Here is a 26,231-nt window from a genome sequence, read left to right as displayed (position 1 = left end):
GATCGCTTTCCGGGAACGGCGGCACATGCCCGCCTCTGCCAGCCCATTCAACCGACCGATCGTCGGTTATCGAGCAATGGTGATCACGCTACGGCCACCGCGGAACGCTGCATTGATCCGCGTCAAGGTGCCCGGTTTGAGGCATGTCAATGCGCAAGTTTGGCCGGGCGCCAGAGTGGGGTATCAGACGCTCATTCTCCTGCGGAGTACACCATGAAACGGCATATCTTTCTTCCGCTCCTCACCTATCCGGATGCGACGTCGGAGTTCATGATCGCCAACGCCGTTGCCCTTGCGCGTCACATGCAGGCGACGCTTACAGTCTGCGCGGTTGAGATTACCGTTCCCGATGTCTCCAATGCACTGTCTTCGCTGATTATCGATGCGGCGCAGATGGCTCGGCAGGCGGGCGCGCTGAGCCGCAAGCGCGCTTCGGTGCTGACGCAGAAGGCGGTGGACGAGGCAAGGGCGGCTGCCGTCGATCTGCGTACGCGCGCGATCAAGGTTGAAGAGCCTTTCGTCGTCGAAGCGCTGGCGGAAGCCTCGCGCGCCTACGATCTCGCGCTTCTGGAACTGGCGGAACTCTCGCGTCCGATCGTCGAGGCAGTGCTGTTCGGATCCGGTCGACCGCTCATCCTTTATCCCCCCGCGCCTTTCGGCGGCCGGATGGATAACATCGCCATCGCCTGGGACGGCAGCCGGGCCGCCGCTCGGGCCGCCCACGACGCCTCGGTCTTCCTGGAACGGGCGTCCAAGGTCTTCCTGCTCTCCGTCATCGACGAGAAGCCCGTGACATACGAGACGGGCGATTATCTCATTGAGAATATGCTCAAGAGCGGCGTGATGGCCGAGGCGACACGGGTGCGCGCACACGGCGAGCCGGTCGGAGAGGTATTGCAGGGCAAGGCCTCCGAGATGCGGGCCGATCTTCTTGTCATGGGCGGCTTCGGCCATTCGCGCCTGCGTGAATTCGTGCTCGGCGGTGCCACTCGGGCCGTGCTGACCAGCATCACCCTGCCCGTCCTGCTGTCGCACTGAGGCACCGAGTGCGATAGCCAAGGCTAGGGCGCTAAGGGAGCCGTCCAGACCAATCTGCTGACAACGGCGTGCCTTGCACGGTCACCTCTTCAGGCCATCCTCTCCGGAACGAGGATTTCATCCTGCACCTCCGCGGCAGCGCTCGCATCGCGGATCATGGCATATTTGACCTGCGTGACCCTTAGATCGCGATACCAGTCGACGAGTTCTCCCCACGGGTCCCGGATCTTGGTGAGGCCGGATATAAAGACAACAACGGTACCGATCTCGGTTTTGCCGGTGACGACATAATAGCCGCCGAGTGCGAAGATGCCGGCGTAGCCGAGCTGCGTCATCAAGTTCATCATGAAGTTCATCGTGAACTTGATTTTGTAGATACCCATATTCAGCGAGAACAGCCGCTGCACCCGAGTTCCCTGAGCATCGAACGCGTCGTTGCTGGCGACATGCTGGATCATGCTCTGGCTGACATGGCGTGTGACGGTGATCTTGGTCTCGACCCGACGATTGATTGCCGATTGCATCAGCGGCACGAAGCCGATCTGCGGCAGGAAGACGACAGCGACGGCAAGCGCCATCAGAGGCTGCAGAAAGATCATGTAGCCGCCGACGGCGACAAGGATGCCGGCCTGCAGCAACGGCTCGGAGATGCTGGTGCCGACGAAGCCGCCGACCGGTTCGGCCTCGGCGATGAGGATCGACAGCTGAACGCCTTCGGCAAGCGCGTCGAAGGGAGTCTCCTCCGACTCTCTCGAGGCGGCAAGCGCCGACTTGCGCAGCCAGCGGACCGCGACCTCACCGATCCAGCCGCGATAGAGGTTCAGCATCAACTTGGTCAATCCCTCCAGCAGCACCAGGCCGAGATAGGCAAGGACGAGGATCAGGATCGCCCGATAGGGGGCGCCCTCGGTGGCGGCATTGACAATGCGCCTCTGGATTTCGAGCGGTGCGGTGCCGGCGAGGAAGAGAACGATGGACAGGGCTGCAATCGCCATCTGGTGATAGCGGCCGATGAGGAACACGAAACCGAGCAAAGTTTTCGGCATTTTAATGTCTTGCCCCGTCCTTGTCTGTGCGGGAAGTTTGATCAGGTCGCGGCCCGCATTGCGACCGCTCGCCTCGCGTGTCAGAAGGGCCGGCGCCATTGCGATCGGCGAGTGCAGGCTTCCGCTTTTTGCGGCGTCTCCTGCCGGCTCGCCAGCCAGGCGGCGGGAAGAAAGAGGAGTACGGCGCAGGCGACCGTCGGCCAGAGGCTTACCCCGACATGGTCGAAGCCCAGCACCCATGGCGAAACGGCGAGCCATGTGGCAATCGTCACCTGCTCCCGCCGCCGCGCTGCGACATCCCGGCCGCGGCCGGTGCGCAGCAAAAGCCCGCAGAGCGCGAGATTTGACGAACTGAGGGCAAGCTTTTCCATATCGGAAAGGAGCAACGGGAAGGCCGCCGACATGACAAACATCAAGGCCGCGAGCCGTTGTGCCATGCGATCATTGAAAGCGGGACGTTCCATAATTTATCTCCTTGAGTTCAGGCCTGCCTGGTTTCGGCATCCGGCGGCGGCAGCGCGATGCCGTAATAAGGATCGACCCAGACGAGCTGATCCTTGACCGACGTGACACCTGCAACATTCTCGACGGCGACTTTTGCGGCGAGACGCTCCCGTTCGTCGAAGATGGTTCCGGTGAGCTCGGCAATCCCGTCGGTCACGCGACAGTGGATGAAGCCGTTGCGGCTCCAGCTCTGCTTTGCCAGCTCTGCCTCGATCGCCGCCTGGATCTGCGCATCTCCGGCGGAAACGGAAGCAGCCGGCAGCGCCTGCGAAAGCGCGCGCAGCAGGTCGGAGCGGGCGACGATGCCGACGAGCTTGCCACCCTCCACCACCGGCAGGCGCTTGATGTCCCGGCGCTCCATCAGCCTGACCGCATCGGAAATGGAGGCGGTCGGGGCAATCGCGCTGACGGTCGAGGTCATGACCTCCTCCACCCGCCGCCCGTGCGTGCGCACATATTCTGCGGCGATCTTTCCCGAGCTTGTCAGCCATTCGAGCAACCAAGACCGTTTGCGCTCGGTGTTCAGTTCGCTGCGACGCAGAAAATCCCCTTCGCTGACGATGCCGACAAGCGCGCCGTTGGCATCGACGACCGGCAGGCCGCTGATCCTGTTGTCGAGCATCAGCCTGGCGGCTTCAGCCACGGAAGCGGATGCGGTGATGGTGATCGCCGGCGAGGTCATGATGGCTTGAACGAGCATGGTCGACTCCTGATGAGACAAGATTCCGCGTCACGTCGCGGACATGGCTCCGAACATCTGAATGCGCCGGAATTTTCCGACGAGATCCGCGGGAATAAGCTAGCCGCGATACAGCCGGAGTTCTTTGATCAACGTCAAAACTGAACGTCGGCGACCCTCTGCTCGTCGCATCGTCGCGGCTCTCACCGGAAATGCGGACGGTTTTCGCCGCCCTTGTGTATGGGAAGAGCGGCGGACTGCAGGCACACTATTGCTCCGCCGCTGCGGATGCGCCCGCCTGTCCTGCGAGATCGAACACCATGCGACCCTCGATCGTCCCCGCCTTAAGGCCGGTGAAAATATCGTTGACATCGTCGAGCGGCGCCTTGGCGATCGCGGCCCGGATTCGGCCTTCCGCGGCGAAGGCAAGCGCCTCGTCGAGGTCGCGGCGCGTTCCGACGATCGAACCGCGGACGGTGATGCGCTTCAGTACGACATCGAAGATCGGTGTTGGAAAATTGCCCGGCGGCAGGCCGACGAGGCTGACGGTGCCCTTGCGACGCACCATGCCGATAGCCTGGGAGAAGGCCGGAGGCGAGACGGCGGTGACGAGGACGCCATGCGCGCCCCCGCTCGTCGCCTTCAGCACCGTCTCCACAGTATCCTCGGAAAGCGCGTTCAGCGCGAGATCGGCGCCGACATGGCGGGCGAGATCGAGCTTGGCGGCGGCGATATCAAGGGCGATCACCTTGAGACCCATGGCCTTGGCATATTGGATCGCGACATGGCCGAGGCCGCCGACGCCTGAAATTGCAACCCACTCACCGGGCCGCGCCTCGGTTTCCTTCAGTCCCTTGTAAGTCGTCACGCCGGCGCAGAGGATCGGCGCAATCTCGGCGAAATCGACACCGGCAGGCAGGCGGGCGGCGAAGGCGGCCGAGGCGATGACATATTCGGCCGTTGCAGCTGTAGCCGGTATTGTGCTGGTGCTCGCAAAGCGTTTCCCAGCCGGTTTCGCAATACTCGCAGCGCAGGCAGGCGTCGTGCAGCCAGGCGACGCCGACAGCATCGCCTTCGTTGAATTCGGTGACGCCGGGACCGAGGGCTGCGACAATTCCGGCCGCCTCGTGCCCGGGGATGAACGGAGGCGTCGGCTTGACCGGCCAGTCGCCCTCTGCGGCATGCAGATCGGTATGGCATACGCCGCAGGCGACGACCTTCACCAGTATCTCGCCTGGGCCTGGCCAGGCACTGCTACGCACTCGATTGCGAGCGGTTTGCCGAATTCGCGCACCACCGCCGCCTTCATCATTTTGCCCGGCATGATCCTTATCCCTTTCCCGTGATTGTCCGGCGCGGATGATGCTGGCGTTGCGAGCCCCGCACATTGACCCATCGCAAAAAAGGGCGGAAGATTGGACCGGAGCGTGCCCCGAACTTGACGTTGATCAAAGCGTGCTCGGCCCTCGGGGATCATCCTGCCGCTATCTGACAGCGAGAAGGGGTGGGATCATGCCATTCAAGACCGTACTGAATATCATCGGCGTGAATCAGAGTGCCGACGACGTCCGTTCGGCTGTCGAGCTTTGCCGGCAGGCGGAGGCCCATCTTTCCGTGCTGGTGGTTTCGCTTATCTCGCCGCCGCCGTTCGCCGGCTACGGAGAAATTGTCCTGAACTCCTGGCTGGAGGAGCGCCGGAGCGACATCGCAAGGCTCCAGGAGCAGGCGGCGGCGATAGGGGGCCTGCTCGAGCGGCAGGGCATTTCCTTCGGCGTAGAGACACTCTATGTCGAAGTTGGCTGGGCCGATACCCAGATCGGCGAACGGGCGCGTTATGCGGATCTGGTGGTGATGGGCAGCCATGCCCGAAGCGACGCGGCCCTCGGCCGATACGCTCTGGAGGGCGCGCTTTTCCAATCGCCGGCGCCGGTTTTCTTAATGCCGGCGGGCCATGCGTCAACGCTCCAACCGCGCAGCGTGATGATCGCCTGGGATTCGCGGGACGAGGCGGGGCGCGCGATCCGTTCGGCGTTGGAACTGCTGGTCCAGGCTGACACAGTCAATATCGCAATTGTCGATCCGCAGGCCTCGACCAATGCCAACGGCGAGGAACCGGGTGCCGATATCGCCACCTATCTCGCACGGCAGGGCGTCAGAGCCGCGGTCCAGGTGCTGGCGGGCGGCGGTCGGACGGTGGGCGAAGTGCTATGCCGCCATGCCCGCGACATCGGCGCCGAGATGATCGTCATGGGCGCTTATCGCCACTCGCGCATGCGCGAGCGCATCTTCGGCGGGGTCACCCGCTCTATGCTCGAGAATGCCGATCGTCCGCTCTTCCTCGCGCATTGAATGCGCAATATGCTCCGGTTCACCGCCATCTCCGGCGTTTCCGGCGGAAATGGCACCGCAGATGAGGAGGAGCTGATGAAGGCAATGATCCTTGAAGCGATCGGGTCACCTCTTCGGCCAGTCGAGTGGCCCGATCCCGTGCCGGGAAAGGGAGAATTGATGCTGAGGGTGGAGGCCTGCGCCGTCTGCCGGACGGATCTCCACGTCTGCGACGGCGACCTTGCCCACCCCAAGCTTCCGCTCGTTCCCGGCCATGAGATCGTCGGCATCGTCGAAGCGGTCGGGGAGGGGATCTCCGCGCTGCGGATCGGACAAAGGGTGGGCGTGCCGTGGCTTGGCCACACGTGCGGCGGCTGCTCCTTCTGTCGCAACAGCGAGGAGAACCTTTGCGACCGGCCGCAATTCACCGGCTATACGCGCGACGGCGGTTTTGCCACCCATGTCGTCGCGGATGCCGACTATGCCTTCGCGCTGGACGAACAGGCTGATCCCGTCGCCCTTGCACCGCTGCTCTGCGCCGGTCTCATAGGATGGCGTTCGTTGAAGAAGGCTGGCGACGGCGCCAGGATCGGGATTTACGGGTTCGGTGCGGCCGCTCATATCATCGCCCAAATCTGCCGCTGCCAGGGCCGTGAGGTCTATGCGTTCTCGAGAGCAGGCGATGATACGGCGCGCCGCTTTGCCCTCAGCCTCGGCGCCGTCTGGGCAGGAAGCTCTGACGAAAGCCCGCCCGTCGCTCTCGATGCAGCCATCATATTCGCTCCGGTCGGAGCGCTCGTGCCGGCGGCCTTGAAAGTCGTGCGCAAGGGCGGCAGGGTCGTGTGCGGGGGGATCCATATGAGCGATATCCCGGCAATGCCCTATGCCTTGATCTGGGGCGAGCGAAGCGTCGTTTCGGTCGCAAACCTCACGCGTGGCGACGCGGAGGAATTCTTTCCCGTCGCTCGTCAGGCAGGCGTCAAAACCCACACGACCGGCTATCCGCTTGCCGCCGCCAACCGGGCGCTCGATGATCTACGCGCCGGCCGGTTGAGCGGGGCAGCCGTACTGACGCCGTGAACGGCCAGCCGTCCGCGTGACTATAGCGTCATGGTTCCCCGTCCGCCGGCGCCGCCTGCAGATCGCCGAAACATCCAGATCTTAATCTTGCCGCAGCGTCTGACCGGACTCCGCATCGAACAGATGCAGCTTGCCCGGCCGGGCAGCTACCGTCACGACCTGACCCGGCTCGAAATCGTGACGTTCGGACAGCACCGCGACAAGCTCGCCGGATCCGTAGCGCAGAAATACCATCGTCTCGTGGCCGGTGGGTTCGGTGACGTTGACGGTCGTCTTCAAGCCGCTCGGAGCGAGCGACAGATGTTCGGGCCGCAGGCCGAGAAGCACAGCCTGGCCGTCGGACGCCTGCGGCGTGAAGCCCAGCGCAATCTCGTCGCCTGTTTCCGTGACGAAGGCCGCGCCATCGGCCTTGTAGCGGCCTTTCAGCAGATTCATCGACGGCGAGCCGATGAAGGTCGCCACGAATATATTGCGCGGACGATCATAGAGTTCCAGGGGCGTCCCGGTCTGTTCGACCTTGCCGCCCTGCATGACGACGATCTTGTCGGCCATGGTCATCGCTTCGACCTGGTCATGGGTGACGTAGATGGTCGTGGTTCTCAGGCGTTGGTGGAGTTCCTTGATCTCCTTGCGCATCTGCACGCGCAGCTTGGCGTCGAGGTTCGACAGGGGCTCATCGAAGAGGAAGACTTGCGGCGATCGGACAATGGCGCGTCCCATCGCCACGCGCTGCCGCTGGCCACCTGAAAGCTGGCGCGGATAGCGGTCGAGATAGGGGACGAGATCGAGGGTTTCGGCCGCCGCCTGCAGGCGCTGCTTGATGACATCCGCCGGCTGCTTCTGCAGTCGCAGCGCAAAGACCATATTTTCGGCAACAGTCTTGTGCGGATAGAGCGCATAGCTCTGGAAGACCATCGCGATATCGCGGTCCTTCGGCGGCAGATTGTTGACGATCTTTCCGCCGATCGAGATGGTGCCGCCAGTAATGCTCTCAAGGCCCGCGACCATGCGCAGCAGGGTCGACTTGCCGCACCCGGACGGGCCGACCAGCACCACGAACTCGCCATCGCGAATGTCTATATTGACCCCATGCAGGATATTTAAGGCGCCGTACGCCTTCCGCGCCTCAGAAATATTGACCTCAGCCATATGCCTCCCACTCGCTTTCCGGTCACCCCCGGCACACATTCCAGGGGATGAATCTCTCGACAGTATCCAAGGTGCAGGACCCAGCGAAAGCGCGCTCTGCCACGACCCGAAACACCTGCGAAACCTCCTCCATGAAACGTTTCATTTTTTATTGACTTTTCCCGCTTCCCGTCTAATGCTCACGGATGAGACCGGGAGGAGCGGTTTCGAACAAGAATTATGAAACGTTTCATTTTCTTGTTTACCAGATAGTTCTGTACGAGACCAGTCCCAAATTCGGGCCGGAGCCGATCCGGAACACTGGCTGGCGGCAGCGCACCAAACGTGGAGGAGGAAGACATGAAAGTCGAAATATACGATGCATTGATGCGCCGTCAGGCAAGCCGCCGCGACATTTTGCGCGGAACGGCAAGTGCGGCGGCTCTGCTCGGCCTGTCCGGCGCGATGGGCGGATTTGCCGGCAGCGCATTCGCCGCCGATGATCTGCGCGCCCAGCTCCTGCAGATCCCGGGCGTCGGCAAGGGTTCGCCCACGGACGCGGACTGGCAGAAAGTCGGCGATCTCTGCCTCGGCCCGACCAAGGCCAATGTCAAGCAGGGCGAATTCACAGGTGTCGAGCTGACCTTCATGGGGCTCAACAACCAGAATCTGCACAACTTCCTGTTCCGCGGCTTCCTGAAGCCTTGGGAAGCCTATACCGGCGCCAAGATCAACTGGATCGACCTTGCCCAGGCCGATTACAACGCCCGCCTTCAGCAGTCGATCGCAACCGGCACGGTTGACTACGACATATTGGAAATGGGCGCACCCTTCGAAGGCGACACCGCCGGACGCGGGCTTCTCGACGAGATGCCCGACTGGGCTGCAAAGCAGATCGAAGCCGACGACCTGGTGAACTACCTGAAACCGCCGGTCGGCACCTGGGACGGCAAGACCTATCGCGTCACGATCGATGGCGATTGCCATACCTTCGCCTATCGCAAGGACTACTTCGGCGAAGGCTCGATCAGCGGCATGGCCGAGCCGCCGAAGACCTGGCAGGACGTCAACGCAGCGTCCAAGGCGCTGATCGGCAAGACCGATCCGCTGACCGGCCAGCCGGCCTACGGCTATCTCGACCCGCTCAAGGGCTGGGGTGGCTTCGGCTTCTACTTCATCGAGAACCGCGCGACGGCCTATGCCAAATATCCCGGTGATCCGGCGTGGCTGTTCGACCCAGAAAACATGAAGCCGTTGGTCAACAACCCTGCCTGGGTCCAGGCGATCCAGGACGTCCTGGATCTGATCGCAGCAAAGGCATATCCGGCCGATCAGATCAATGCGGATCCGAACACAACGGCCTTTTCGCAGTTCCTGGCAGGCACCGGGGCCATGCTGATGTGGTGGGGCGACGTCGGCTCCAGCGCGCGCACCTCGGACACCTCGGTCGTCGGCGACGTGGTCGGTTTCGGCATCAACCGCGGCTCCAACCGCGTCTACAACCGCAAGTCCGGGCAATGGGAGGACAAGTATAACGAAGCGCCCAACATGGCCTATCTCGGCTGGGGCATCTACGTCACCAAGCGGGTCTCCAGCGACGAGAAGAAGCGCAAGGCGGCCTGGTCTGCTGCCGCCCATCTCGGCGGCAAGGATCTGTCCCTTTGGACGTCGGCCTATCCGTCCGGCTTCCAGCCCTATCGTCAGTCGCACTTCAACTACGACGAATGGGAAAAGGCAGGTTACGACCGCGCCTACATCGAGGACTATCTGGGCTCGAACGCCGACAGCTACAACCATCCGAACGCTGCGATCGAGCCGCGCATCCCCGGCATCTTCCAATACTACTCCGTTGCGGAGGACGAATTGGCGAAGGGCTTTGCCGGACAATACAAGTCGGCACAGGAAACCGCGGATGCGATTGCCGCCGCCTGGGAAAAGATCACCGATCAGATCGGCCGCGACAGCCAGCTGAAGCTCTATCGGGCGAGCCTCGGGCTCTGATCGATTGACATAAACGCGCTGGCGGACTGAAAGGCTCCGCCAGCGCCCATCCCGTCCGGGCGAGGAATATCAATGTCGATAGTCGAAGGCGACCTGCTCCACACGGTCGAAACCGGCTCCATTTCTGCAAGCCGCCGTTTCTGGGGCCGCGTGGCCCTGTGGCTGAGCGCCATATGGTTCATGGCATCCTTTGTATTGCAGGCTGTCCACGAATTTGGCTGGAGCGATTGGGGCTTTGCCAACTGGCGGCCGGTTCTCTACGCCTATTTCATCTGGGCCGTGGTCCTCTGCGTCACCCGCGTCGTCATCTACGGCGAGGCCGGCAAGAAGGCGCTCTTTGTTCTGCCGGCGGCGCTTTTCGTCGTATCGATGGTGGTCTTCCCGCTGCTCTTTGCGTTCTGGATCGGCTTCTCGGACTGGAACCTCGCCTCTTCCACCGGGCGGCGGTTCAACGGGCTCGACAATGTGCGCCGGATGATCTCCGATCCGTTCTATGCCAACGCCTTGTTCAACATGATCCTTTATTGCCTTGCGATCGCTGTAGAATATGCAATTGCCTTCGGGCTGGCGCTGCTCCTCAACCAGGAAATCATTGCCCGAAAGTTCTGGCGCGTCACTTTCCTCATGCCCTTGATGTTGTCGCCGGTGGCGGTGAGTTGGATGGTCGGCAAATCGATGCTGGAGACCCGCTTCGGCCCGATCGCGCGCATGGCTCGCTGGCTCGGCTGGGAAAACCCTTCCTTTTTCGGCGAGCCGCTGACGGCGCGGCTTTCGATCATGATCATGGATGCCTGGACCTTCATTCCCTTCATGATGATCATGCTGCTGGCCGGGCTGCAGGCCTTGTCGAGGGAGGTGCTGGAGGCGGCCGAAGTCGACGGCGCTACCAAGTGGCAACGCTTCTGGCAGGTGATTTTTCCGCTGATGCTTCCGGTATCGGTCACGGCGGTGATGATCCGCATCATCTTCAAGCTCAAGCTCGCCGACATCATCATCACGGTGACATCGGGAGGTCCCGGAGGAGCGACGGATTCCGTCACCAGTTTCATCTACCGCGAATATCGTGATCGCTCGAATGTCGGTTACGGAACCCTGCTCGCGCTCGTCTATCTGGTGATCATCGTCGTCGGCATGACCGGGCTGATGAAGATCTCCGACCGCATCGTGAAGCGGATGACAGGAAGGCTCTGATGGTTCGCATCGATTTCGAAAAATACGGACGGGGCCAACGCATTCGCTGGTGGGCCATGCGTTTGGCCGTCTACGGGCTGCTCGTCATCTGGGCGTGTGTCTGTATCTTCCCGCTGTTCTGGACGGTGTCGACCTCGTTCAAGACAGCCGCGGATGTCATGCGCGGCAACCTCATCCCGTGGTTCAATTTCGCGCCGAACTGGCTCGGCTGGCGCTCGCTCGGCCTCTCTCCCGATACGATCTCGCAGATTTCGACAGTGCGTGACGAATTCATGCGCAGGCTCTGGAACAGCGTCATCATCTCCACCGCCGCATCCGCCCTGGCCGTCGTGCTCGGATCGCTGGCAGCCTATGGCCTTAGCCGCTTCTCCTATAGATTCGGCCATATGCGCAATTCCGACATCTCCTTTTTCTTCCTGTCTCAGCTCATCATGCCGCCAGTCGTCCTCGCCCTGCCATTCCTGGTTCTCTACAAGGAACTGGCGCTGCTCGACACCTATGCCGGCATGATCGCCGTGTATACGCTGATGGTTCTGCCGATCGTCGTCTGGATAATGCGCGATCAGTTCGCAACCATACCGGTCGAGCTCGAGGAGGCCGCGCTGGTCGACGGCCTGTCGATCTGGGGAGCGTTTACCCGCATCATCGTGCCGCTCGTTCTGCCGGGCATGGTTGCCGCCTTCCTTTTGGCACTGATCCTGTGCTGGAACGAATATTTCTTCGCCGCGCTGCTGACTTCCACCAACACCAACACGCTGCCGGTGATGATCGCCAGCCAGACAGGCAGCCAGGGCATCAACTGGTGGTCGATGGCTGCGCTATCCACCGCCGGCATTCTGCCGCTGGTCGTCGTCGGGGTCGTGCTGGAAAAGCATATCATCGCCGGGATGACCGCGGGCGCCGTAAAATAGCTGCGGGATGTTGGAAATGGCGAAGATGCCGACAGTCAAGGACGTTGCCGTACATGCGGGCGTATCCGTGGGCACCGTTTCGCGCGTGTTGTCGGGCGAAGCCGCGGTCAAACCGGTGCTGCGCGAAAAGGTCAACGACGCCATTTCGGCGCTTGGTTACCGGCCGAACGTCACTGCAAGGGCGCTCCGCACCAGCAGAACCGACGTCATCGGTCTCGTCGTTCCCGACATCACCAATCCTTTTTTTGCGCAGCTTGCGGCAAGCATCGAGCGCGCGGCGCTCGAATGCGGTCATAGCCTGATGCTGGCAAGCTCGCACAACGACAGCGAGGCGGAGCAGAGCCATGTTTCGGCCTTTCTCGACCGATCTGTGCGCGGCATCATCGTCGTGGCTTCGAGCGACGGTTCGGGGCTTGCTCTGCCGGCCTCGGTGCCGGTCATATCGCTGGACCGGCGTTTCGGCGCCTTTCCCCTGGTGTCGACCAACCATGCGCAGGCGGCCACGCTGATTGCCGATCATCTCTATGGGCTGGGGCACCGGCGCATCGCCTATATTGCCGGGCCGACCGACACCGAAGCCGGGCGCATACGCAAGGAGGCCTTCGTCAGTCGCCTGGACGGATTCGCCAAGACTGGCGAGGCCGTTGACCTGGAAATCGCTTACGGCAGATTCGACTACGAGTCCGGCGAAAGAATTGCCCGTAGCCTGCTGTCGCGCCCGGCGCAGGACCGGCCAACGGCGATCGCGGCCGCCAGCGACCAGCAGGCTATCGGCGCATTACGCGCGGCCCGCGACCTCAAGATCGACGTGCCGCGAAAACTATCCGTCACAGGTTTCGATGACATTTCGCTCGCCAATCTCGTCGTGCCGCGGCTGACGACCATACGGCAGCCGGCCGAAATGCTGGCACGCCGCGCGGTCAGCCTTCTGCTGGAGGAGCCACCGGGCACGGCAGACGAAATGGTCGACGGATCGCTGATCGTGCGCGGTTCCAGCGGCCCATGCCCGCAACCCAAGCCGGACATGACGGGACATATCAAGTGAAGCATGGCCGGCGCTCCGGCCACGGGAACAGGATGGAAAGAACAATGCTCAAGGGAATCAGGGCCGAACTCAACGGCGACATTCTGCAAGCACTTTGCAACATGGGACATGGCGATTATCTCGTCATCTCCGACATGAATTTTCCGTCGGATTCGATCGCCCGCCAGACGCGTCTCGGAAAATTGCTGACCATGGAGAACATTCCCGCACCGCAGGCAATCGACGCGGTCCTGTCGGTCTTGCCGCTCGACACCCCCATCCAGCCGTCGGTGGGGCGCATGGAAGTGATCGGCAAGCCGGATGAAATTCCGCCGATTCAGCAGGAAGTCCAAGCGATCGTCGACCGCGCCGAGGGCAAGCCATCGCCGATGTATCCCGTCGAACGCATGGCCTTCTACGACATTGCCAAGAAGGCTTATTGCGTGATCGCAACCGGGGAACTGCGGTTCTATGGATGTTTCCTTCTGACCAAGGGCGTCATTCCAGCGGAGGAGGCGATCCGATGAGCGAGAAAAGCGGGATCGTCATCCTGGGCATTTTTGCTGCCGACACGGCCTATAAGGCAAAGCGCCTGCCCCATATTGCCGAGACGCTGATGGGGTCCGGTTTCACGCTCGGGCCGGGGGGCAAGGGATCCAATCAGGCAATTGCGGCGGCGAAGGCGGGCGGCAAGGTGACCTTCATTTCACGGCTCGGCAACGACCCGTTCGGCGCGATGGCGCTGTCAGCCTATGCGGAGGCGGGCGTCAAAGCCAATGTGATGAAGATGGACGGCGTTTCCAGCGGCGCCGCCTTCATCTTCGTCGACGAGGTGAGCGGCGACAATGCCATCATCGTCGCGCCGGGTGCGGCGGGCCTCATCGGTATCGAGGATGTCGATGCGAACCGGGCGGAGATCGAAAGCGCCGCCATTTTCATGACCCAGCTCGAACAGCCGCTCGAGGCTGCCATGCATGGATTGTCGATGGCGAAAGGGGCGGGGGCCACGACGATCTTCAACCCCGCGCCGGCACGGGTGATACCGGACAGCATCTACAGCCTGTGTGATTTCATTGTCCCCAATGAAGTCGAAGCAGCGGAATTGGTGGGCCATGCGATCGAAACCGATGATCAGGCACGTGCTGCAGCTCGCACACTGGTCGATCGAGGGGCGCAAGCGGTGATCATCACGCTCGGCAAACGCGGGGCATACTATTATCACGCGGCCGGGCAAAGCGAATTCGTCCCCGCATTTGCCGCGGGAAATGTCATTGACACAACCGGCGCCGGCGACGCCTTTCTCGGTGGGTTCGCGACGGCGATTTCCGAAGGACAGGCGCCGATCGAAGCCGTCCGTTTCGGCTGCGCGACCGCTGCCATTGCGGTCACACGGCATGGCACGGCCCCCGCCATGCCTTCACGCGCCGAGATCGACGCCCTGCTGCGGTCCTTATGAGCGGCTGATGCGAAGGCTCCGAAAGAGCAGCGACGCCACCGCCCTCCGCTGAAACCGTCAATCCAGTCTTGCGGTAAAGACGTAGCCGACGCCGCGAACCGCCTTGATGAATTGCGGCTTCTTCGGGTCCGTCTCGATCTTGCGTCGCAGCCGGACGATCTGGGCGTCGATCGTCCGGTCGAAGGCTTCGAGGTTTCGACCCCTGGTCAGGTCCATCAGCACGTCGCGGGTCAGGACCCGGCCGGCATGCCGCACGAAGGTCGTCAGCATATCGAATTCGCCGGTCGTCAGTTCGATTTCCGTGCCCTCGGGGTCGAGCAGCTGGCGGCGGCTGAGATTGAGCTTCCAGTCCTCGAAGCCGATGATCTCCTCGCTGGCCGCTTCGGCGTCGCGCGCGGGAGGTTGCCGGCGGCGCAGGATCGATTTCAGGCGCGCATGAACTTCCCGGAGATGGAAGGGCTTGGCGATGTAATCGTCGGCGCCGACCTCCAGACCGACGATTCGGTCGACGACGTCGTCGCGGCCGGTCAGCATCATGATCGGCACGTCGGACTGGGCCCGGATTTCCCGGGCAAGATCAAGACCGTCCGTGCCGCCCGGAAGAACGAGGTCGAGCAAGACGGCGTCAAAGTTCTGCTGGCGCAGGCGCACTCGCATCTCGGTGCCGTCGGCGGCAGACGAGACCGTATAACCCTCATCCTCGAAATAGCGCGTCAACATCTGGCGTATGCGCGGGTCGTCATCGACGACGAGAAGGTGCGCGTCGTGTTGAGGTGCTGTCATCGTCCATCCGCCAAGCCGTTGCTCGTTACAGACCGTATCAGGCACCGTCTTTAACATGCCGGTCAAGCCGGTGTCATCAGCAAGCGGTCGGTTGTCCTCATCGGAGACCGGCAACCGATTCGGCCGAAATCATCCGGATCTGGCATCACGGATGGCGAGCCGTCTGAATTGGCACCGGGCTTTCCGAGATTTGCCAGGCGCAGAGCCATCTGCGGACATCGTTGGCGGTGATGCGAAGCGTGTCGCCGTTGGTGGAGGCGAGGCGGCGAGCAGCGATCTGGCAGAACGTGTCGACGTGCTGGAGAAGGCGGAGTTCCGTCGCCCGTGGCGGCGACGCCACCGACAGCAGGGCGCGCCGCGAAACGACGAGGGTCTTGATCTCAGGTCCGAACCGGACGTCGATACGACCCGACTTATCTTTCGCGTCCAGGCTCGCCGTGACGATTTCATATGGCATTTTATCCCTCCGGGTCGTGGGCTCGTCGCCGCGGCTGCCGCCAGACTTCCCTGCAGGCTAAGGATCCGGCTGAAAGATGCTTTGACTTCGATCAACCGAAGAGGGCGAGGGGATCGGCGCCGAACATCGCGCTATGGCCGCCAAACAACAGTGCAATGGCGAGCATGACGAGCGGCGAAGCGGGGTGGACCGTCCTGCCACGCGGACAAATATCCGGATGATTCCGGGAAGACATCATCATTGATTTGGGACAAGGAAGACAGCACGGCCGCAGGTCATAAAGCATCCTGCTTTTGAAAAGGGATGCGACAATGTCCGATGATCTGATCGCCAAATATGGCGATGCGCGGCTTCCGCGTTATACGAGTTACCCGACGGCGCCGGCTTTTTCTGCGGCCGTGGGGCCGGATGACTATGCCAGCGGCCTCGCCGCGATCGCCAAAGCCGGCCCTGTTTCGGTCTATCTCCACGTCCCGTTCTGCCGTTCGATGTGCTGGTACTGCGGCTGCCACACGACCATCACCCGGCAAGATGCTCCGGTCGCCGACTATCTTGATGTGATGAGCCAAGAGATCGAACTGGTTTCCTTTGCGGCCGGAAACGATCTGCCCGTCAGGAACGTGCATTTTGGCGGCGGCACGCCGACGATCATGAAGCCGCAGGAATTTTCGGCGCTGATGGCAAAGCTCAGGAGCGCCTTCTTATTCGAGGCGGATGCCAGCGTCGCCGTCGAGATCGACCCGCGCACATTGGCCGCTCCCATGATCGATGCACTCGCCGAAAACGGCGTCGACCGCGCAAGCCTGGGCGTCCAGAGCTTCGATCCGATCGTACAGGCGGCCATCAATCGGCTGCAGTCCTTCGAGCAGACGGAAACGGCGGTCGTCGGCCTGCGCTGTTCAGGCGTGAGCAGCATCAACTTCGACCTGATTTATGGCCTTCCGAAACAGACCGTCCAATCCTGCATCGAAACGGTCCGGCTGGCTGCAGCGCTGCGTCCCGAACGTTTCGCCGTTTTCGGTTATGCCCACATACCCGCCTTCAAGAAACATCAGCGCCTGATCGACGAGACCACGCTGCCGGACGCAAATCAGCGCAACGAGCAGGCGGAAGCCATCGCCGCTGAGCTGCAGAAGGCCGGATATCAGCGCATCGGGCTCGATCATTATGCACTGCCGGACGACCAGCTGGCGCTCGCCGCCCGCAATGGCGCGATGAGAAGAAACTTCCAGGGCTATACCACGGATGATTGCGACAGCCTGATCGGCCTCGGCGCTTCCGCGATCGGGCGGCTGCCGAGCGGCTATATGCAGAACCACGTGCCTCTCGGTCTTTACGTCGAACGCGTTGCCTCCGGCGTGCTGCCGACGGCCAAGGGATATCTTCTCAGCGAAGAGGACAAGCTTCGGGCGAGGATCATCGAAAGGCTGATGTGCGATTTCGAGGTCGATCTCGGAAAGGTGAGCAGCGGGTCGGGTTTCGAAACCGGCTTCCTTGTCGAGCGCAACGACCGTCTCGGCGATCTGGTGGCCGACGGCGTCGTGACGATCAGCGGCGAGCGGATTGTCGTGTCCCAGCAGGCGCGTTTCATGGTCCGTGCCGTCGCGGCCGCATTCGACGCCCATTTCGGCTCGCACGGACGCACGCATAGCAAGGCAGCCTGATGCATGTCGCCCGGAAGTTTGCAGCGGTTCGGGGACAACGACATGTAGGAGAACAAAGAGTTAAAGCCGCGTTGCACGAAAACAAGGAATATCAAGCCAGACCGGAGGCGCCAATCGGGCGGCTCCGGCCTGTTCGCGCATGTCCTCAAGCGGCAGCTTTAGCAGAAATGCGGTCAGAGACGCCACCGACCGATTGCCAACGCTGCCGGGCGGCAACAAATCCTCTGGTCGCTTATACGAGTAGATAACATGCCTGATTCCAATGCATCTCTTCATTGGCAGGTACAAAAATGCTTTACTGCGAGGGCCTTCTTAAAGGCAACGAGCCACCTAGCTCTCTGTGGGGCAGGGGTTTCTGTACCAGCCGCTGAATGCGAGCCCTCGTTTCTCTGCCGAGCTACTGACTACCCATCACGAGCCTCGCAGATGTCCAGGACCGCCGGTCAGTCATGTCTGAAATTGAGAAAATCGGGATAAGGCAAGGCCAACTTTGCCGCATCCGGAGGCAGTTCACGATGACAGCGCAAAGATATAGCCTTTGCAAGAACCTCAACATTTTCTGGACGGTGTTCGATAACGTCATCGGAAAGCCGGCCGTTATCGATGGGTTTGTCATGGACATGCTCACCGCCGAGGAGGCCGATACCCTGGTTAATCTGCTAAACCGTGGCCACCAGGCGAGTCTCTGGTGTTTTCCCGAATGGCTTTAGAAACAACTGGCCATTTGCGCAACGCTCCTGCCCCTTTGCACGGTTGTGACTCTGGGCCGATTCTGCATGGGCTCCTGTTCTTGCAGCCAGTTCAGGAAGGCGAGCAGGCGGCCGTCAATGAGCCGCCGCCAGCAGCTCTGGGGAAGCCATAGTGACGTCTTCTTTCAACATTCTATTGCTTGAGGACGATTCCATTGACGCAGCGCTCGTTCATCGAGTTGGATAATCCTCGTTGGTTCAATTGCTTTAGAACGCTCGGCCGAGAATATTGAGGGCGTCTTGCAATCTTAGGGCAGCCACCGCGTTCGTTGCCTCCTCGGCGGGCCATCCTGCTTCCATTGCCGCCGAAAGCAAGGTGGAATCGGTGCGAAGCTCCAGTCTTTCGTAAAGGGGCTCAAGCGCCTCGCGGGCGGTGACAACGTGCCCGTCTGGCGGCGTGATAGCAGTCGGAGATACCGTCGGCATTGTGCGTCCTTCCTAACGGTTTTGGAACCTGAGACCGGCCACCGGTTCCAACGTTCTGTGAATGGGTAGCGACGCCGGTGCGAACATGAGCAGCCTGGCGGAGTTAGCACTTATGAGCAAACGTTAAGACAAACTGCATAGGCCCGCCATCATACTTGCGTATACGGAAACTATACGGACACAGCAGATGGGCGGGCTGCCAGGGGCCATGCCGGGCTCAGCCACTCATTTCGAGCATGAAGTGTCCACGCATTACCCTGTGTTCTCCCAGCGGGTCGCGCTCAAGACGACGGATGCAGCGTGACGATTGACGTGCTGTAGGACAGGGCCCCACAGTCTCGGCGTCTCGCCTCATACACCGCAATGGCGCTTAACACCCTCGTACAAGGCAACTTCGGGACGACATCTATCTGGTCGATGTCATTGGCCGAAAAGGAGCGCGATATCGGCATCATGTCGGAGCGGGTGATGGCCGAGTTTCTAGCGGAGACATCACGCCGTCTGCGTACCTCCGATTAAGGACTCCTAAACCCTCGTATAAGTCATCCCCTCCCTCTCCGTTACTCGACCTTCCTCCTGATCAATAGAAGGTCGAGGAGCGTCCTGCTACGGTACGGATACATTCTCCGGCGCCGCAAACGATCAAGGCGCTTCGGGACGCGGGGCCGCCTGGATGGACGGAGACACTATTCGGAGCGGAAACTGGACGAAGGGAAAAGCTTCAAGTCTAGGTGCGCATTATGCGCAAGCCAGCGGCTGATTCTTTGCAGTCGGGATCGTTGCTCCGACGGCAGTTTCACAGATACACGGTGCGGGCGAGTGCTGGCCTCAACGTTTGCATCTTCGTTCCTCAGCGTTCCTTCTAGGGATTGACACCATGACGCATGAATTCAACCGCATCGAAATCGATTTGGTCCCTTTGACGTCATTTCCCAGCGCATATGGGAAAGCTGGGCCCTGGCTTGCGGGCTATCCGCTCCAGATTCCACTAGATGGTTCATCATCGCCGAATACGGCCTTTGGGGCTCACTTGATGATGTTTTCCGTCATGCGAGGTGAAACAACCACGCCTGTCTGGGGCCGAGCTTTGCACGCCGGGAGATCTGCCTTTACCCTGTACCTGACCGGGACGCCAATCGGTCTATGGTGCTGCTCCCTCGGGCTTGTCCGTCTTGTAGAGGACTTCGAGGAATTTTGCCCTTCAGGGAGTTCCATGAACATGAATTGAGCCAGGCGATCCGCGTCTTGGAAAGGGTCTTTGGTCCGCACTTGAGGATCATCGAGCTTGATGGCTGGCACCTTTTAGCTGGTGCCAACACGTTGATGCTCTCAACCGCGTCGTTCAGCTTCCTGTCGCACGATTTCGCACCATGATCGACGCGCTTGTTGCTTTCGCCACTGCTGCCCCTGTTGGCCCGATGACCGCGTCGTGAAGGTGAATTCAGCTTCGGCCGCAACTCAGTCGTCTCGTGATGGAGGAGGGGTTTACGCCGATGGCCTTCACACTTCGCTGAGACCTGCCCAGGCTGCGAGAGCTTCAGCCAGTTGTCGGTCCTATCAGTTTCCCAACATTGCCGTTTGCGCCATGCTTTGCGCCAGCGGTCTCGTCTGGTTCGAGAGGCAGGGTAAACAGAAAGACTGCCCCGCGAGGTTCACTAGCGGTTGCCCACATCCGACCGCCGTGAGCCTCGATAATCGAACGGCAGATCGCCAGGCCCATGCCCATGCCGCTCGATTTGGTCGTGTAGAAGGCCTCAAAAACACGGTCTATGGTTTGTGGGTCCAGGCCTGGACCCGAGTCGCGCACGCCGACAACCACGCCTCCTGCGGCCCCTATCTCGGTGCTAATCAGCAGTTCGCGCTGTTCCTCATTATTGCCGCTCATCGCCTCGATGGCGTTCATGATGAGGTTTAGGATCACCTGTTGCAGCTGGACGCGATCTCCTTGTACGGGCGGGAGGCCCGTTGCGAATTCTGTCCTCAGCGTGACGCCCTGTCGGAGCACCTCACTGCCGGTCAAGGCAATTACGTGACGAATGGCTTCATTGAGGTCGAATCGCTCCTTGCGAGCCGGCTCCTTCTTGATCAAAGCACGGATCCGGCCGATGACATCGCTGGCTCGATTGGCGTTCTCGACGATCCGGCCCAGCGCCTGAGTCGCCTCCTCCAAATTGGGCGGATGGGTGCCGAGCCAGCGCAACCCCGCCTGGGCGTTGGTGAGCGATGCGGCGAGCGGCTGATTGACTTCATGGGCGATGGACGCTGTGAACTGGCCCATTGTGGCGACGCGATTTGCATGGGCCAGTTGTCCCTGCACCTCGCGCAAGGCTTCCTCGCTCTCCCGTAACGCCTCTTCGGCCTGCCGCCGCTCTGTCAGATCGAGGACGAAAGAGACACCTTCGTTCCTGCTTTCTTCTAGCAGTGCACCGCCGATCAGCACGGGCAGACGGGTGCCATCTTTCCGAAAATACTCCTTCTCGAACGGTTGGACTGCCCCCCTCATCCTCAGCTCTGCGACGGTCCGTGCGTCGCGGTCGCGCCATTCGACCGGCGTCAGGTCCGTCCATGATAGCCGACCCGAGGCAAGGTCCTCTCGGTCGTATCCCAACATGCGGAGGAACGCGTCATTGGCTTCAAAAATGCGACCATCGATATCCCAGATGATAATGCCGATGATGTTGGCCTTGACGAGGCGACGGAACCTGGCTTCGCGCTCAGCGAGATCGCGGTACAACCGTGTATTCTCCAGTGAGATTGCTGCCTGCGAGGCGAGCAGCTTCAGCACCGCGATTCGAGCCGGCGCGAAGACCCGAGGGGCGAGGTTATTTTCAAGATAGAGTACCCCGGTCAGTTGGCCTTGATTGAGCAGCGGCGCACAGACAACAGAACGAGCGCGGTGCTGACAAACATATGGGTCCGCGGCAAATGGATTCTGAGCTGCTGCGTCGTCGAGGACCACGGTTTCGTTCGTGCGCAAGACATAACGAAGGAGCGATTGTGGCAGCGTGAACTGTGTGACTATCTCGTCGAGCATATGCACCGCGACCGCTTCACCGCAAGTCGTGGCCTCCGCCGCGATTCGTGACTCACCGCCATGCGGTAGGATCAACAGGCCGCGCTCGGCGCCCGCCTGCTCAACGGCGGTGCGCAAGACAGTGTCGATCAGCTTTTGAAGGACAATCTCGCCTGACACGGCCTGCGAGATCTTGATTACGGTTGCAAGATCGAGTTGCTCGACCGGTGCACCAATAGTGCTTGTTGGAGTCGGACCGCGTTCGTCCCCTCTCAGGTCCGGATAGAGTTGGTCGAGTTGCCTCACCTTACCGTCGGCGCCCCAGCGTAAATAACAGCCTCGCGCGTTGCGGAGATAGAGACGACTGAAGTCCTCGAAGCCCCCCTGCGCATAAAAGCGGGCGGCGAGTTCATATGCGAGGGCTTCATGATGAAGGAAGCCGTTGGTGCGCGCTGCGCGGATCGCTTGTTCGTATAGGCGCACGGCGTCGATTTCGCGGCCTTCAAGGCGTGCTATCTCGGCGCCGACAAGGGCGGCGCGGTTCTCGAAGTTTTCCGGGCAATTCTTCGCGTAGATCTGAAGCTGTCGGTGGTGGAAAACCAGAGCCTCCATATGCCGCGCCCGCCGGTCTGCCACAGCATCGTCGCAGCACGCGGCGCGGGACAGGGCGCCGTAGAAATGATGCTCCGGCGTTTCTTCGAAATGCGCCACCGATGTCCATGGCAGCCTCTGCGCCCGCAACGACGCATCGACGGCCGCCCCATAGTCGCCCGCGAAGAATCTGGCCTGGAGTTTTCTGACGAAGTAGCAGATTTCCGCAAGATTCGGATTTTCCGAAAACCGGCGTTCGGTCTCAATTTCGTCAAATCCGTCGTCGTCAAAGGAACCGAATTTCCGGGTCAACCCGCGCAGTGTCCGAACGAGCCCGACCTGCGCGCTGGTGAGATCGATGACGAACTGGAACTGCACCTTTTGCGCAAATGTGAGGCCGATCTCCGCTTGCTGTTGCACTTCCATAAGCGGATCTCCTGCCGCCAGCAGATTCGAATTCAAACTGGCATAGCTGTATCCGGCAAACGTCAGGTCGCCGCTTTGATCGGCAATTTCAAGGGCTCGCCGCAACATGTCGCGGCCGCTTCGGACATGTCTCGTCCACGGTATGACGTGAGCCCCGAAGTCTTTGTAAGTCCTCGCCTGAAAGCGCTTGAGGTCGTGTTTTTCGACCAGTTGGCAGCCTAGCTGACCGAAGCGGAAACCGGCCTCATAGTCACCGAAGCGCGGCCCAGCAATATACCCAAGCGACACATAGTGGTAGCAGGAGCCGTCGCTGTTGCCGCGCTCGAGGCTCAGATTCACAGCCAGGCAGATTGCCATACATGCCAGGTTCGCGTCGGTATGCCATACCGCCCCCACGAGCCGGGTGAGAATATCCAACGTCGCGGAGGATGCTGGGTCGCTCATCAACGGCAGATCAATGAGATCCTTGATCGCGCGGCTCCCGAGCTGCGACCAGATCCGGTCATATTCTCGTTGCACCTCTGCGGCGGCCGGATGCGGCGACCAGTCGACGCCGAGATACTGCCTCAGGTAGTCGAGACCGACGTCTGCGGAGCGGCTGGTCTGCCCGAGCGCAGCATACAGATCAATGCGCAGGCAGGCGACAGCAGCCTGGTCGTCGGAGCCGACAGCACAACTGGAAAGCTGGGCTAACCGGTTCTCCGCATCCGGTAGCGCGCCAAGCAGGAACTCGCATTCGGCCCGGTTCAGCTCGAGCGCAAATGCAAGTTGGTGCTGGCGCTCCCAGCGGTCTCCGGAAAGCATGATCGTGCCACCAACGAAATAGTTCAGAGCGGAAGCGTATGCCGTCGAGGCCTTGGCGCGCTTGCCGGCCATCAGATTGAACTCTGCCAGTTGCTCGCGCTCCTCAGCCGAGGTGATCAGTGCGGCTCCGCGATTAAGCTGGCTGACAATCTCGAAGACATGATCGTCAATCCGCTCCGGCGTAGTATTCGCTGCAAGTAGTCTGCCTATATGAAGGTGTAACTCGCCGCGTCGATCCTCCGGGATAAGCGAATAGGCGGCTTCCTGAACGCGATCGTGGACGAACCGGTAAGTGCCTGCCAGACGCTCGAGCAGTTCGTGAGCGACGGCAGGCCATAAGGCCCCGGCGACTTGCTCCTCCGGGGTCCCGAGCACGAGTGAAAGCACCCTGATATCTGCGGTGTTTCCAAGACAGGCGAACTGCTGCAGCGCCTTCCGCGTTTCGGGCGGCTGACGCGAGAGCTTGCCGACCATGAGGTCCACCACGTTGTCGGTGTATCCCTTGGCGTGAATGCGCTTGAGATCCCAGGACCAGCATGCTGCGCGATAGTCGAACGCGAGCACTCCCTCTTCGGCGAGCGAAAACAGGAACTGACGGACGAAGAACGGATTGCCGCCGGTCTTGTCGTGCATCATTCGAGCGAGCGGGGCCACACGATCGGGCTGACAGTGGAGCGTATCTGCGATCAACTGCTGGAGATAGTATTTAGTGAGCGGCGCAAGCGTGATCTCCGAGACCTTGCCGCCGGCGGTCCCGATCACGTCAAGCGTCCGCATCAGCGGATGGTCGGCGGTGACTTCGTTGTCGCGATAGGCACCGATCAGCATGAGGTGTTGCAGATCCGACCGTGTCAGCAGATCCTGAAGCAGATCGAGCGTTGCGGCGTCGAGCCATTGGAGATCGTCGAGGAACAGCGCCAGAGGATGTTCGGGCCGGGCAAAAACACTGATGAACCGCCGGAATACCAACTGGAATCGCCGCTGCGCGTCCTGTGGTGGAAGTTCCGAGACCGAAGGCTGGTCGCCGATGACGAGCTTCAATTCGGGGACGAGATCGACCATCAGCTTTGCGTTCGGTCCCAGCGTCTCGCTCAGCGCCTCGCGCCACGGTGCTAATTCCGCCTCGCTCTTGGCGAGGAGCCCCTCGAGCAGGCCCTGAAAGGCCTGCGCCAGGGTCGCATAGGGGATGTCCTGTTTGTACTGGTCGAACTTGCCGGATGCGAACAGCCCGCGCGGCGGCACCAATACCTTGTGGAGTTCGTTGACCACCGCCGACTTGCCGATGCCGGAATAGCCACCGACGAGCACCAACTCCGGGCCTCCGCCCAGCACCACGCGGTCGAAGGCAGCGAGCATGGTCTCGACCTCATGCTCCCGCCCGTACAGCTTCTCTGGAATCAGCAGCCGGTCCGGGATATCGCGTTCGCCGAGCGGGAATGCCTCGATCCGGCCGTGCATTTCCCATTGGCTGAGACAGCGCCTCAGATCGCGCTCGACGCCGCCTGCCGTCTGGTATCGTTCCTCGGCCGTCTTGGCGAGCAGCTTCAAGACGATGGCCGAGACTGCCGGTGAAGCGTCCGCCGTCCGCTCGTTGGGCGGCATCGGCTGTCGTGCAATATGGCAATGCACCCATTCCATCGGGTCGGAAGCGGCAAAAGGCAGGCTCCCTGTCAGCATCTCGTAAAGCGTCACGCCGAGCGCATAAAGGTCGCTGCGGGAGTCGATCGAGCGGTTCATGCGCCCGGTCTGCTCAGGGGCCATATAGGCAAGCGTTCCCGCGACCACTTCGGGCGGCTCGAGCGCTTGCCGCTCGCGGGATAGGCGTGAGGCGATGCCGAAGCCGGTTAGCCGCACCTCGGCGCCCGTGCCCGTTACCAGGATATTGGCCGGTTTGATGTCCTTGTGGACCAGGCCGCGCTGGTGGACTCTGCCGAGCGCAGCGGCAATGCTGATCGCTAGGCGCAAGAAAAGTCCCGTTTCCATTGCAGTTCCGAGCCGCCGGGCGAGCGGTTCGCTGCCCGGATCTTCAAGCACCAGCATGGTCCGGCCGCCTTCGCGCACCAACTCAAGCGGTCGCACCGCCCATGCGCTATCGAGCTCATCCTTCAATCCGTATTCATGGTCGAGGCGACCGAGGCTTGAAGGTGTCGGGTACTCAAGGGCCGAAAGCACGACCAGTACCGGGTTCCACTTGCCGTCGGCACCCAGGCGCCGTTGCCTGTGGAACACGCGATCACCGTCCTCCCAAAGAACCTCCAAACTCCCATCTCCACCAACGCCGAAGAAAAAGGATGTGCCCGCTTGCCGACTTCGTCACGTCGCCTGTCGCAATTGGCACAGCCACTTTCGTTTCGGAGATCCGTCCGGTCAAATTGGCCAAAGCGATGACGAACGGCAACCACTTCCTCACTTCTTACCACATCTCGCCTGTTCGTCCCAACAACGAGCGGCCATCACCCGCCCGGTCGATACTCGGTCTACCTCTACGAAAGACCGCCCAGCGGCTGCTGGGCGGTCGGGCGGGCGTGGACCCGCAGAGCTTCGGATGGAGGGAGCGCCGAAGCTTGGTGGTAGCAACGGGGGGATTCGCTACCTGTCTCGCGAGGCAACGAGTAGAGTCTAGCGATGGAAGGGACGACGGGACATTATACTGTGGTTTCGCTTTGCGATACTTTGGAATAGCGGCACGGATACCCATCAGCGGACTTCTGCTCAGCGATGTCGACGAAGTCATCCTAGCCCGCAATGGCTGGGGCGATTCTGAGCTACTCCACCGCGCGCACGAGTGCCGTCAGTTGCGATTCGGCGTCGGTGTTGGAGTCGAAAGTGTCCTGCCGGGACTGAGGCCAAAAAGAAGCCTCCCGCGGGGTGGGAGGCCAAGGCGGGCCGATCGGTAGCGATCCGGCCTGGGAGGGGGAGGATCACGCACCAT

General features: G+C 61.3%; 20 protein-coding genes and 1 pseudogene. 12 read left to right on the top strand and 9 right to left on the bottom strand.

What is annotated here, in order from left to right:
- Positions 1–213: 213 nt before the first annotated feature.
- Positions 214–1,038, top strand: a complete 825-nt coding sequence (locus J2J99_RS26400) for a universal stress protein (RefSeq protein WP_168297824.1) — start codon at positions 214–216, stop codon at positions 1,036–1,038.
- Between the two features lie 89 nt (positions 1,039–1,127).
- Here the strand turns inward: J2J99_RS26400 and J2J99_RS26395 are convergent, their stop codons facing one another.
- The 4 genes and pseudogenes from J2J99_RS26395 to adhP form a co-directional block, all read right to left on the bottom strand.
- Positions 1,128–2,084, bottom strand: a complete 957-nt coding sequence (locus J2J99_RS26395) for an ABC transporter transmembrane domain-containing protein (protein ID WP_168297825.1) — start codon at positions 2,082–2,084, stop codon at positions 1,128–1,130.
- Between the two features lie 80 nt (positions 2,085–2,164).
- The gene (locus J2J99_RS26390) at positions 2,165–2,548 is read right to left on the bottom strand and encodes an SPW repeat protein (protein WP_168297827.1); all 384 of its coding nucleotides are present in this window, start codon (positions 2,546–2,548) and stop codon (positions 2,165–2,167) included.
- A gap of 17 nt (positions 2,549–2,565) precedes the next feature.
- Positions 2,566–3,288 (bottom strand): CBS domain-containing protein, encoded by a 723-nt coding sequence (locus J2J99_RS26385; protein ID WP_168297829.1) that lies wholly within the window; start codon positions 3,286–3,288, stop codon positions 2,566–2,568.
- 247 nt (positions 3,289–3,535) lie between these two features.
- A pseudogene (gene adhP, locus J2J99_RS26380) lies at positions 3,536–4,591 on the bottom strand (alcohol dehydrogenase AdhP).
- A 188-nt stretch (positions 4,592–4,779) separates the two neighbouring features.
- Between adhP and J2J99_RS26375 the strand changes: the two are divergent.
- A complete protein-coding gene (locus J2J99_RS26375) occupies positions 4,780–5,616 on the top strand; it encodes a universal stress protein (protein ID WP_168297831.1) in 837 nt (278 codons plus the stop codon).
- Positions 5,617–5,691: 75 nt separating this feature from the next.
- On the top strand, positions 5,692–6,675 hold the full coding sequence (locus J2J99_RS26370) for a zinc-dependent alcohol dehydrogenase family protein (RefSeq protein WP_168297833.1): 984 nt from the start codon (positions 5,692–5,694) through the stop codon (positions 6,673–6,675).
- 81 nt (positions 6,676–6,756) lie between these two features.
- Here the strand turns inward: J2J99_RS26370 and J2J99_RS26365 are convergent, their stop codons facing one another.
- Positions 6,757–7,824: an ABC transporter ATP-binding protein gene (locus tag J2J99_RS26365; protein ID WP_168297835.1), complete on the bottom strand. Its 1,068-nt coding sequence runs from the start codon at positions 7,822–7,824 to the stop codon at positions 6,757–6,759.
- A 339-nt stretch (positions 7,825–8,163) separates the two neighbouring features.
- Here J2J99_RS26365 and J2J99_RS26360 point away from each other — a divergent pair, with 339 nt between their 5' ends.
- From J2J99_RS26360 to J2J99_RS26335, 6 genes are all read left to right on the top strand, one after another.
- Positions 8,164–9,804, top strand: coding sequence for an extracellular solute-binding protein (locus J2J99_RS26360; protein WP_168297836.1), 1,641 nt, complete (start codon positions 8,164–8,166; stop codon positions 9,802–9,804).
- A gap of 72 nt (positions 9,805–9,876) precedes the next feature.
- The gene (locus tag J2J99_RS26355; RefSeq protein WP_168297839.1) at positions 9,877–10,995 is read left to right on the top strand and encodes a carbohydrate ABC transporter permease; all 1,119 of its coding nucleotides are present in this window, start codon (positions 9,877–9,879) and stop codon (positions 10,993–10,995) included.
- Complete coding sequence (locus J2J99_RS26350; protein ID WP_168297841.1) at positions 10,995–11,906, top strand: carbohydrate ABC transporter permease; 912 nt, start codon at positions 10,995–10,997, stop codon at positions 11,904–11,906. Before J2J99_RS26355 ends, J2J99_RS26350 begins: the two co-directional genes overlap by 1 nt.
- Positions 11,907–11,922: 16 nt before the next feature.
- A complete protein-coding gene (locus J2J99_RS26345; protein WP_168297843.1) occupies positions 11,923–12,951 on the top strand; it encodes a LacI family DNA-binding transcriptional regulator in 1,029 nt (342 codons plus the stop codon).
- A gap of 44 nt (positions 12,952–12,995) precedes the next feature.
- Positions 12,996–13,457: an RbsD/FucU family protein gene (locus J2J99_RS26340; protein ID WP_168297845.1), complete on the top strand. Its 462-nt coding sequence runs from the start codon at positions 12,996–12,998 to the stop codon at positions 13,455–13,457.
- Positions 13,454–14,386: a ribokinase gene (locus J2J99_RS26335; protein WP_168297848.1), complete on the top strand. Its 933-nt coding sequence runs from the start codon at positions 13,454–13,456 to the stop codon at positions 14,384–14,386. The genes J2J99_RS26340 and J2J99_RS26335 overlap by 4 nt, the downstream gene beginning before the upstream one ends.
- A 57-nt stretch (positions 14,387–14,443) precedes the next feature.
- Here J2J99_RS26335 and J2J99_RS26330 read toward each other — a convergent pair whose 3' ends face one another.
- Positions 14,444–15,169 (bottom strand): response regulator, encoded by a 726-nt coding sequence (locus tag J2J99_RS26330; RefSeq protein WP_168297850.1) that lies wholly within the window; start codon positions 15,167–15,169, stop codon positions 14,444–14,446.
- A gap of 145 nt (positions 15,170–15,314) precedes the next feature.
- Entirely contained in the window at positions 15,315–15,626 is a 312-nt protein-coding gene (locus tag J2J99_RS26325; protein WP_168297852.1) for a hypothetical protein, read from the bottom strand.
- 311 nt (positions 15,627–15,937) lie between these two features.
- Between J2J99_RS26325 and hemN the strand changes: the two genes are divergently transcribed.
- Positions 15,938–17,290, top strand: coding sequence for an oxygen-independent coproporphyrinogen III oxidase (hemN, locus tag J2J99_RS26320; protein WP_168297854.1), 1,353 nt, complete (start codon positions 15,938–15,940; stop codon positions 17,288–17,290).
- A gap of 515 nt (positions 17,291–17,805) precedes the next feature.
- Complete coding sequence (locus J2J99_RS26315; RefSeq protein ID WP_168297856.1) at positions 17,806–18,000, top strand: hypothetical protein; 195 nt, start codon at positions 17,806–17,808, stop codon at positions 17,998–18,000.
- Positions 18,001–18,246: 246 nt separating this feature from the next.
- On the opposite strand, the gene J2J99_RS34195 is transcribed toward J2J99_RS26315, so the two are convergent.
- Positions 18,247–18,465 carry a hypothetical protein gene (locus tag J2J99_RS34195; protein ID WP_168297858.1) on the bottom strand — a complete coding sequence of 73 codons (219 nt, stop codon included), beginning with the start codon at positions 18,463–18,465 and terminating at the stop codon, positions 18,247–18,249.
- Between the two features lie 1,224 nt (positions 18,466–19,689).
- On the opposite strand from J2J99_RS34195, the gene J2J99_RS26310 reads away from it, so the two are divergent.
- A complete protein-coding gene (locus J2J99_RS26310) occupies positions 19,690–19,839 on the top strand; it encodes a hypothetical protein (RefSeq protein ID WP_168297860.1) in 150 nt (49 codons plus the stop codon).
- 163 nt (positions 19,840–20,002) lie between these two features.
- On the opposite strand, the gene J2J99_RS26305 is transcribed toward J2J99_RS26310, so the two are convergent.
- Positions 20,003–25,558: a trifunctional serine/threonine-protein kinase/ATP-binding protein/sensor histidine kinase gene (locus J2J99_RS26305; RefSeq protein WP_168297862.1), complete on the bottom strand. Its 5,556-nt coding sequence runs from the start codon at positions 25,556–25,558 to the stop codon at positions 20,003–20,005.
- Between the last annotated feature and the right edge of the window lie 673 nt (positions 25,559–26,231).

The organism is Rhizobium binae (genome assembly GCF_017357225.1).
Taxonomy (GTDB): Bacteria; Pseudomonadota; Alphaproteobacteria; order Rhizobiales; family Rhizobiaceae; genus Rhizobium; species Rhizobium binae.
This window is presented reverse-complemented; position numbering and strand designations above follow the sequence as displayed.

Coding starts and splice junctions, on each gene's coding strand:
- J2J99_RS26400 (WP_168297824.1), top strand. CDS start 214: ATGAAACGGCATATCTTTCTTCCGCTCCTCACCTATCCGGATGCGACG.
- J2J99_RS26395 (WP_168297825.1), bottom strand. CDS start 2,084: ATGCCGAAAACTTTGCTCGGTTTCGTGTTCCTCATCGGCCGCTATCAC.
- J2J99_RS26390 (WP_168297827.1), bottom strand. CDS start 2,548: ATGGAACGTCCCGCTTTCAATGATCGCATGGCACAACGGCTCGCGGCC.
- J2J99_RS26385 (WP_168297829.1), bottom strand. CDS start 3,288: ATGCTCGTTCAAGCCATCATGACCTCGCCGGCGATCACCATCACCGCA.
- J2J99_RS26375 (WP_168297831.1), top strand. CDS start 4,780: ATGCCATTCAAGACCGTACTGAATATCATCGGCGTGAATCAGAGTGCC.
- J2J99_RS26370 (WP_168297833.1), top strand. CDS start 5,692: ATGAAGGCAATGATCCTTGAAGCGATCGGGTCACCTCTTCGGCCAGTC.
- J2J99_RS26365 (WP_168297835.1), bottom strand. CDS start 7,824: ATGGCTGAGGTCAATATTTCTGAGGCGCGGAAGGCGTACGGCGCCTTA.
- J2J99_RS26360 (WP_168297836.1), top strand. CDS start 8,164: ATGAAAGTCGAAATATACGATGCATTGATGCGCCGTCAGGCAAGCCGC.
- J2J99_RS26355 (WP_168297839.1), top strand. CDS start 9,877: ATGTCGATAGTCGAAGGCGACCTGCTCCACACGGTCGAAACCGGCTCC.
- J2J99_RS26350 (WP_168297841.1), top strand. CDS start 10,995: ATGGTTCGCATCGATTTCGAAAAATACGGACGGGGCCAACGCATTCGC.
- J2J99_RS26345 (WP_168297843.1), top strand. CDS start 11,923: ATGGCGAAGATGCCGACAGTCAAGGACGTTGCCGTACATGCGGGCGTA.
- J2J99_RS26340 (WP_168297845.1), top strand. CDS start 12,996: ATGCTCAAGGGAATCAGGGCCGAACTCAACGGCGACATTCTGCAAGCA.
- J2J99_RS26335 (WP_168297848.1), top strand. CDS start 13,454: ATGAGCGAGAAAAGCGGGATCGTCATCCTGGGCATTTTTGCTGCCGAC.
- J2J99_RS26330 (WP_168297850.1), bottom strand. CDS start 15,169: ATGACAGCACCTCAACACGACGCGCACCTTCTCGTCGTCGATGACGAC.
- J2J99_RS26325 (WP_168297852.1), bottom strand. CDS start 15,626: ATGCCATATGAAATCGTCACGGCGAGCCTGGACGCGAAAGATAAGTCG.
- hemN (WP_168297854.1), top strand. CDS start 15,938: ATGTCCGATGATCTGATCGCCAAATATGGCGATGCGCGGCTTCCGCGT.
- J2J99_RS26315 (WP_168297856.1), top strand. CDS start 17,806: ATGACAGCGCAAAGATATAGCCTTTGCAAGAACCTCAACATTTTCTGG.
- J2J99_RS34195 (WP_168297858.1), bottom strand. CDS start 18,465: ATGCCGACGGTATCTCCGACTGCTATCACGCCGCCAGACGGGCACGTT.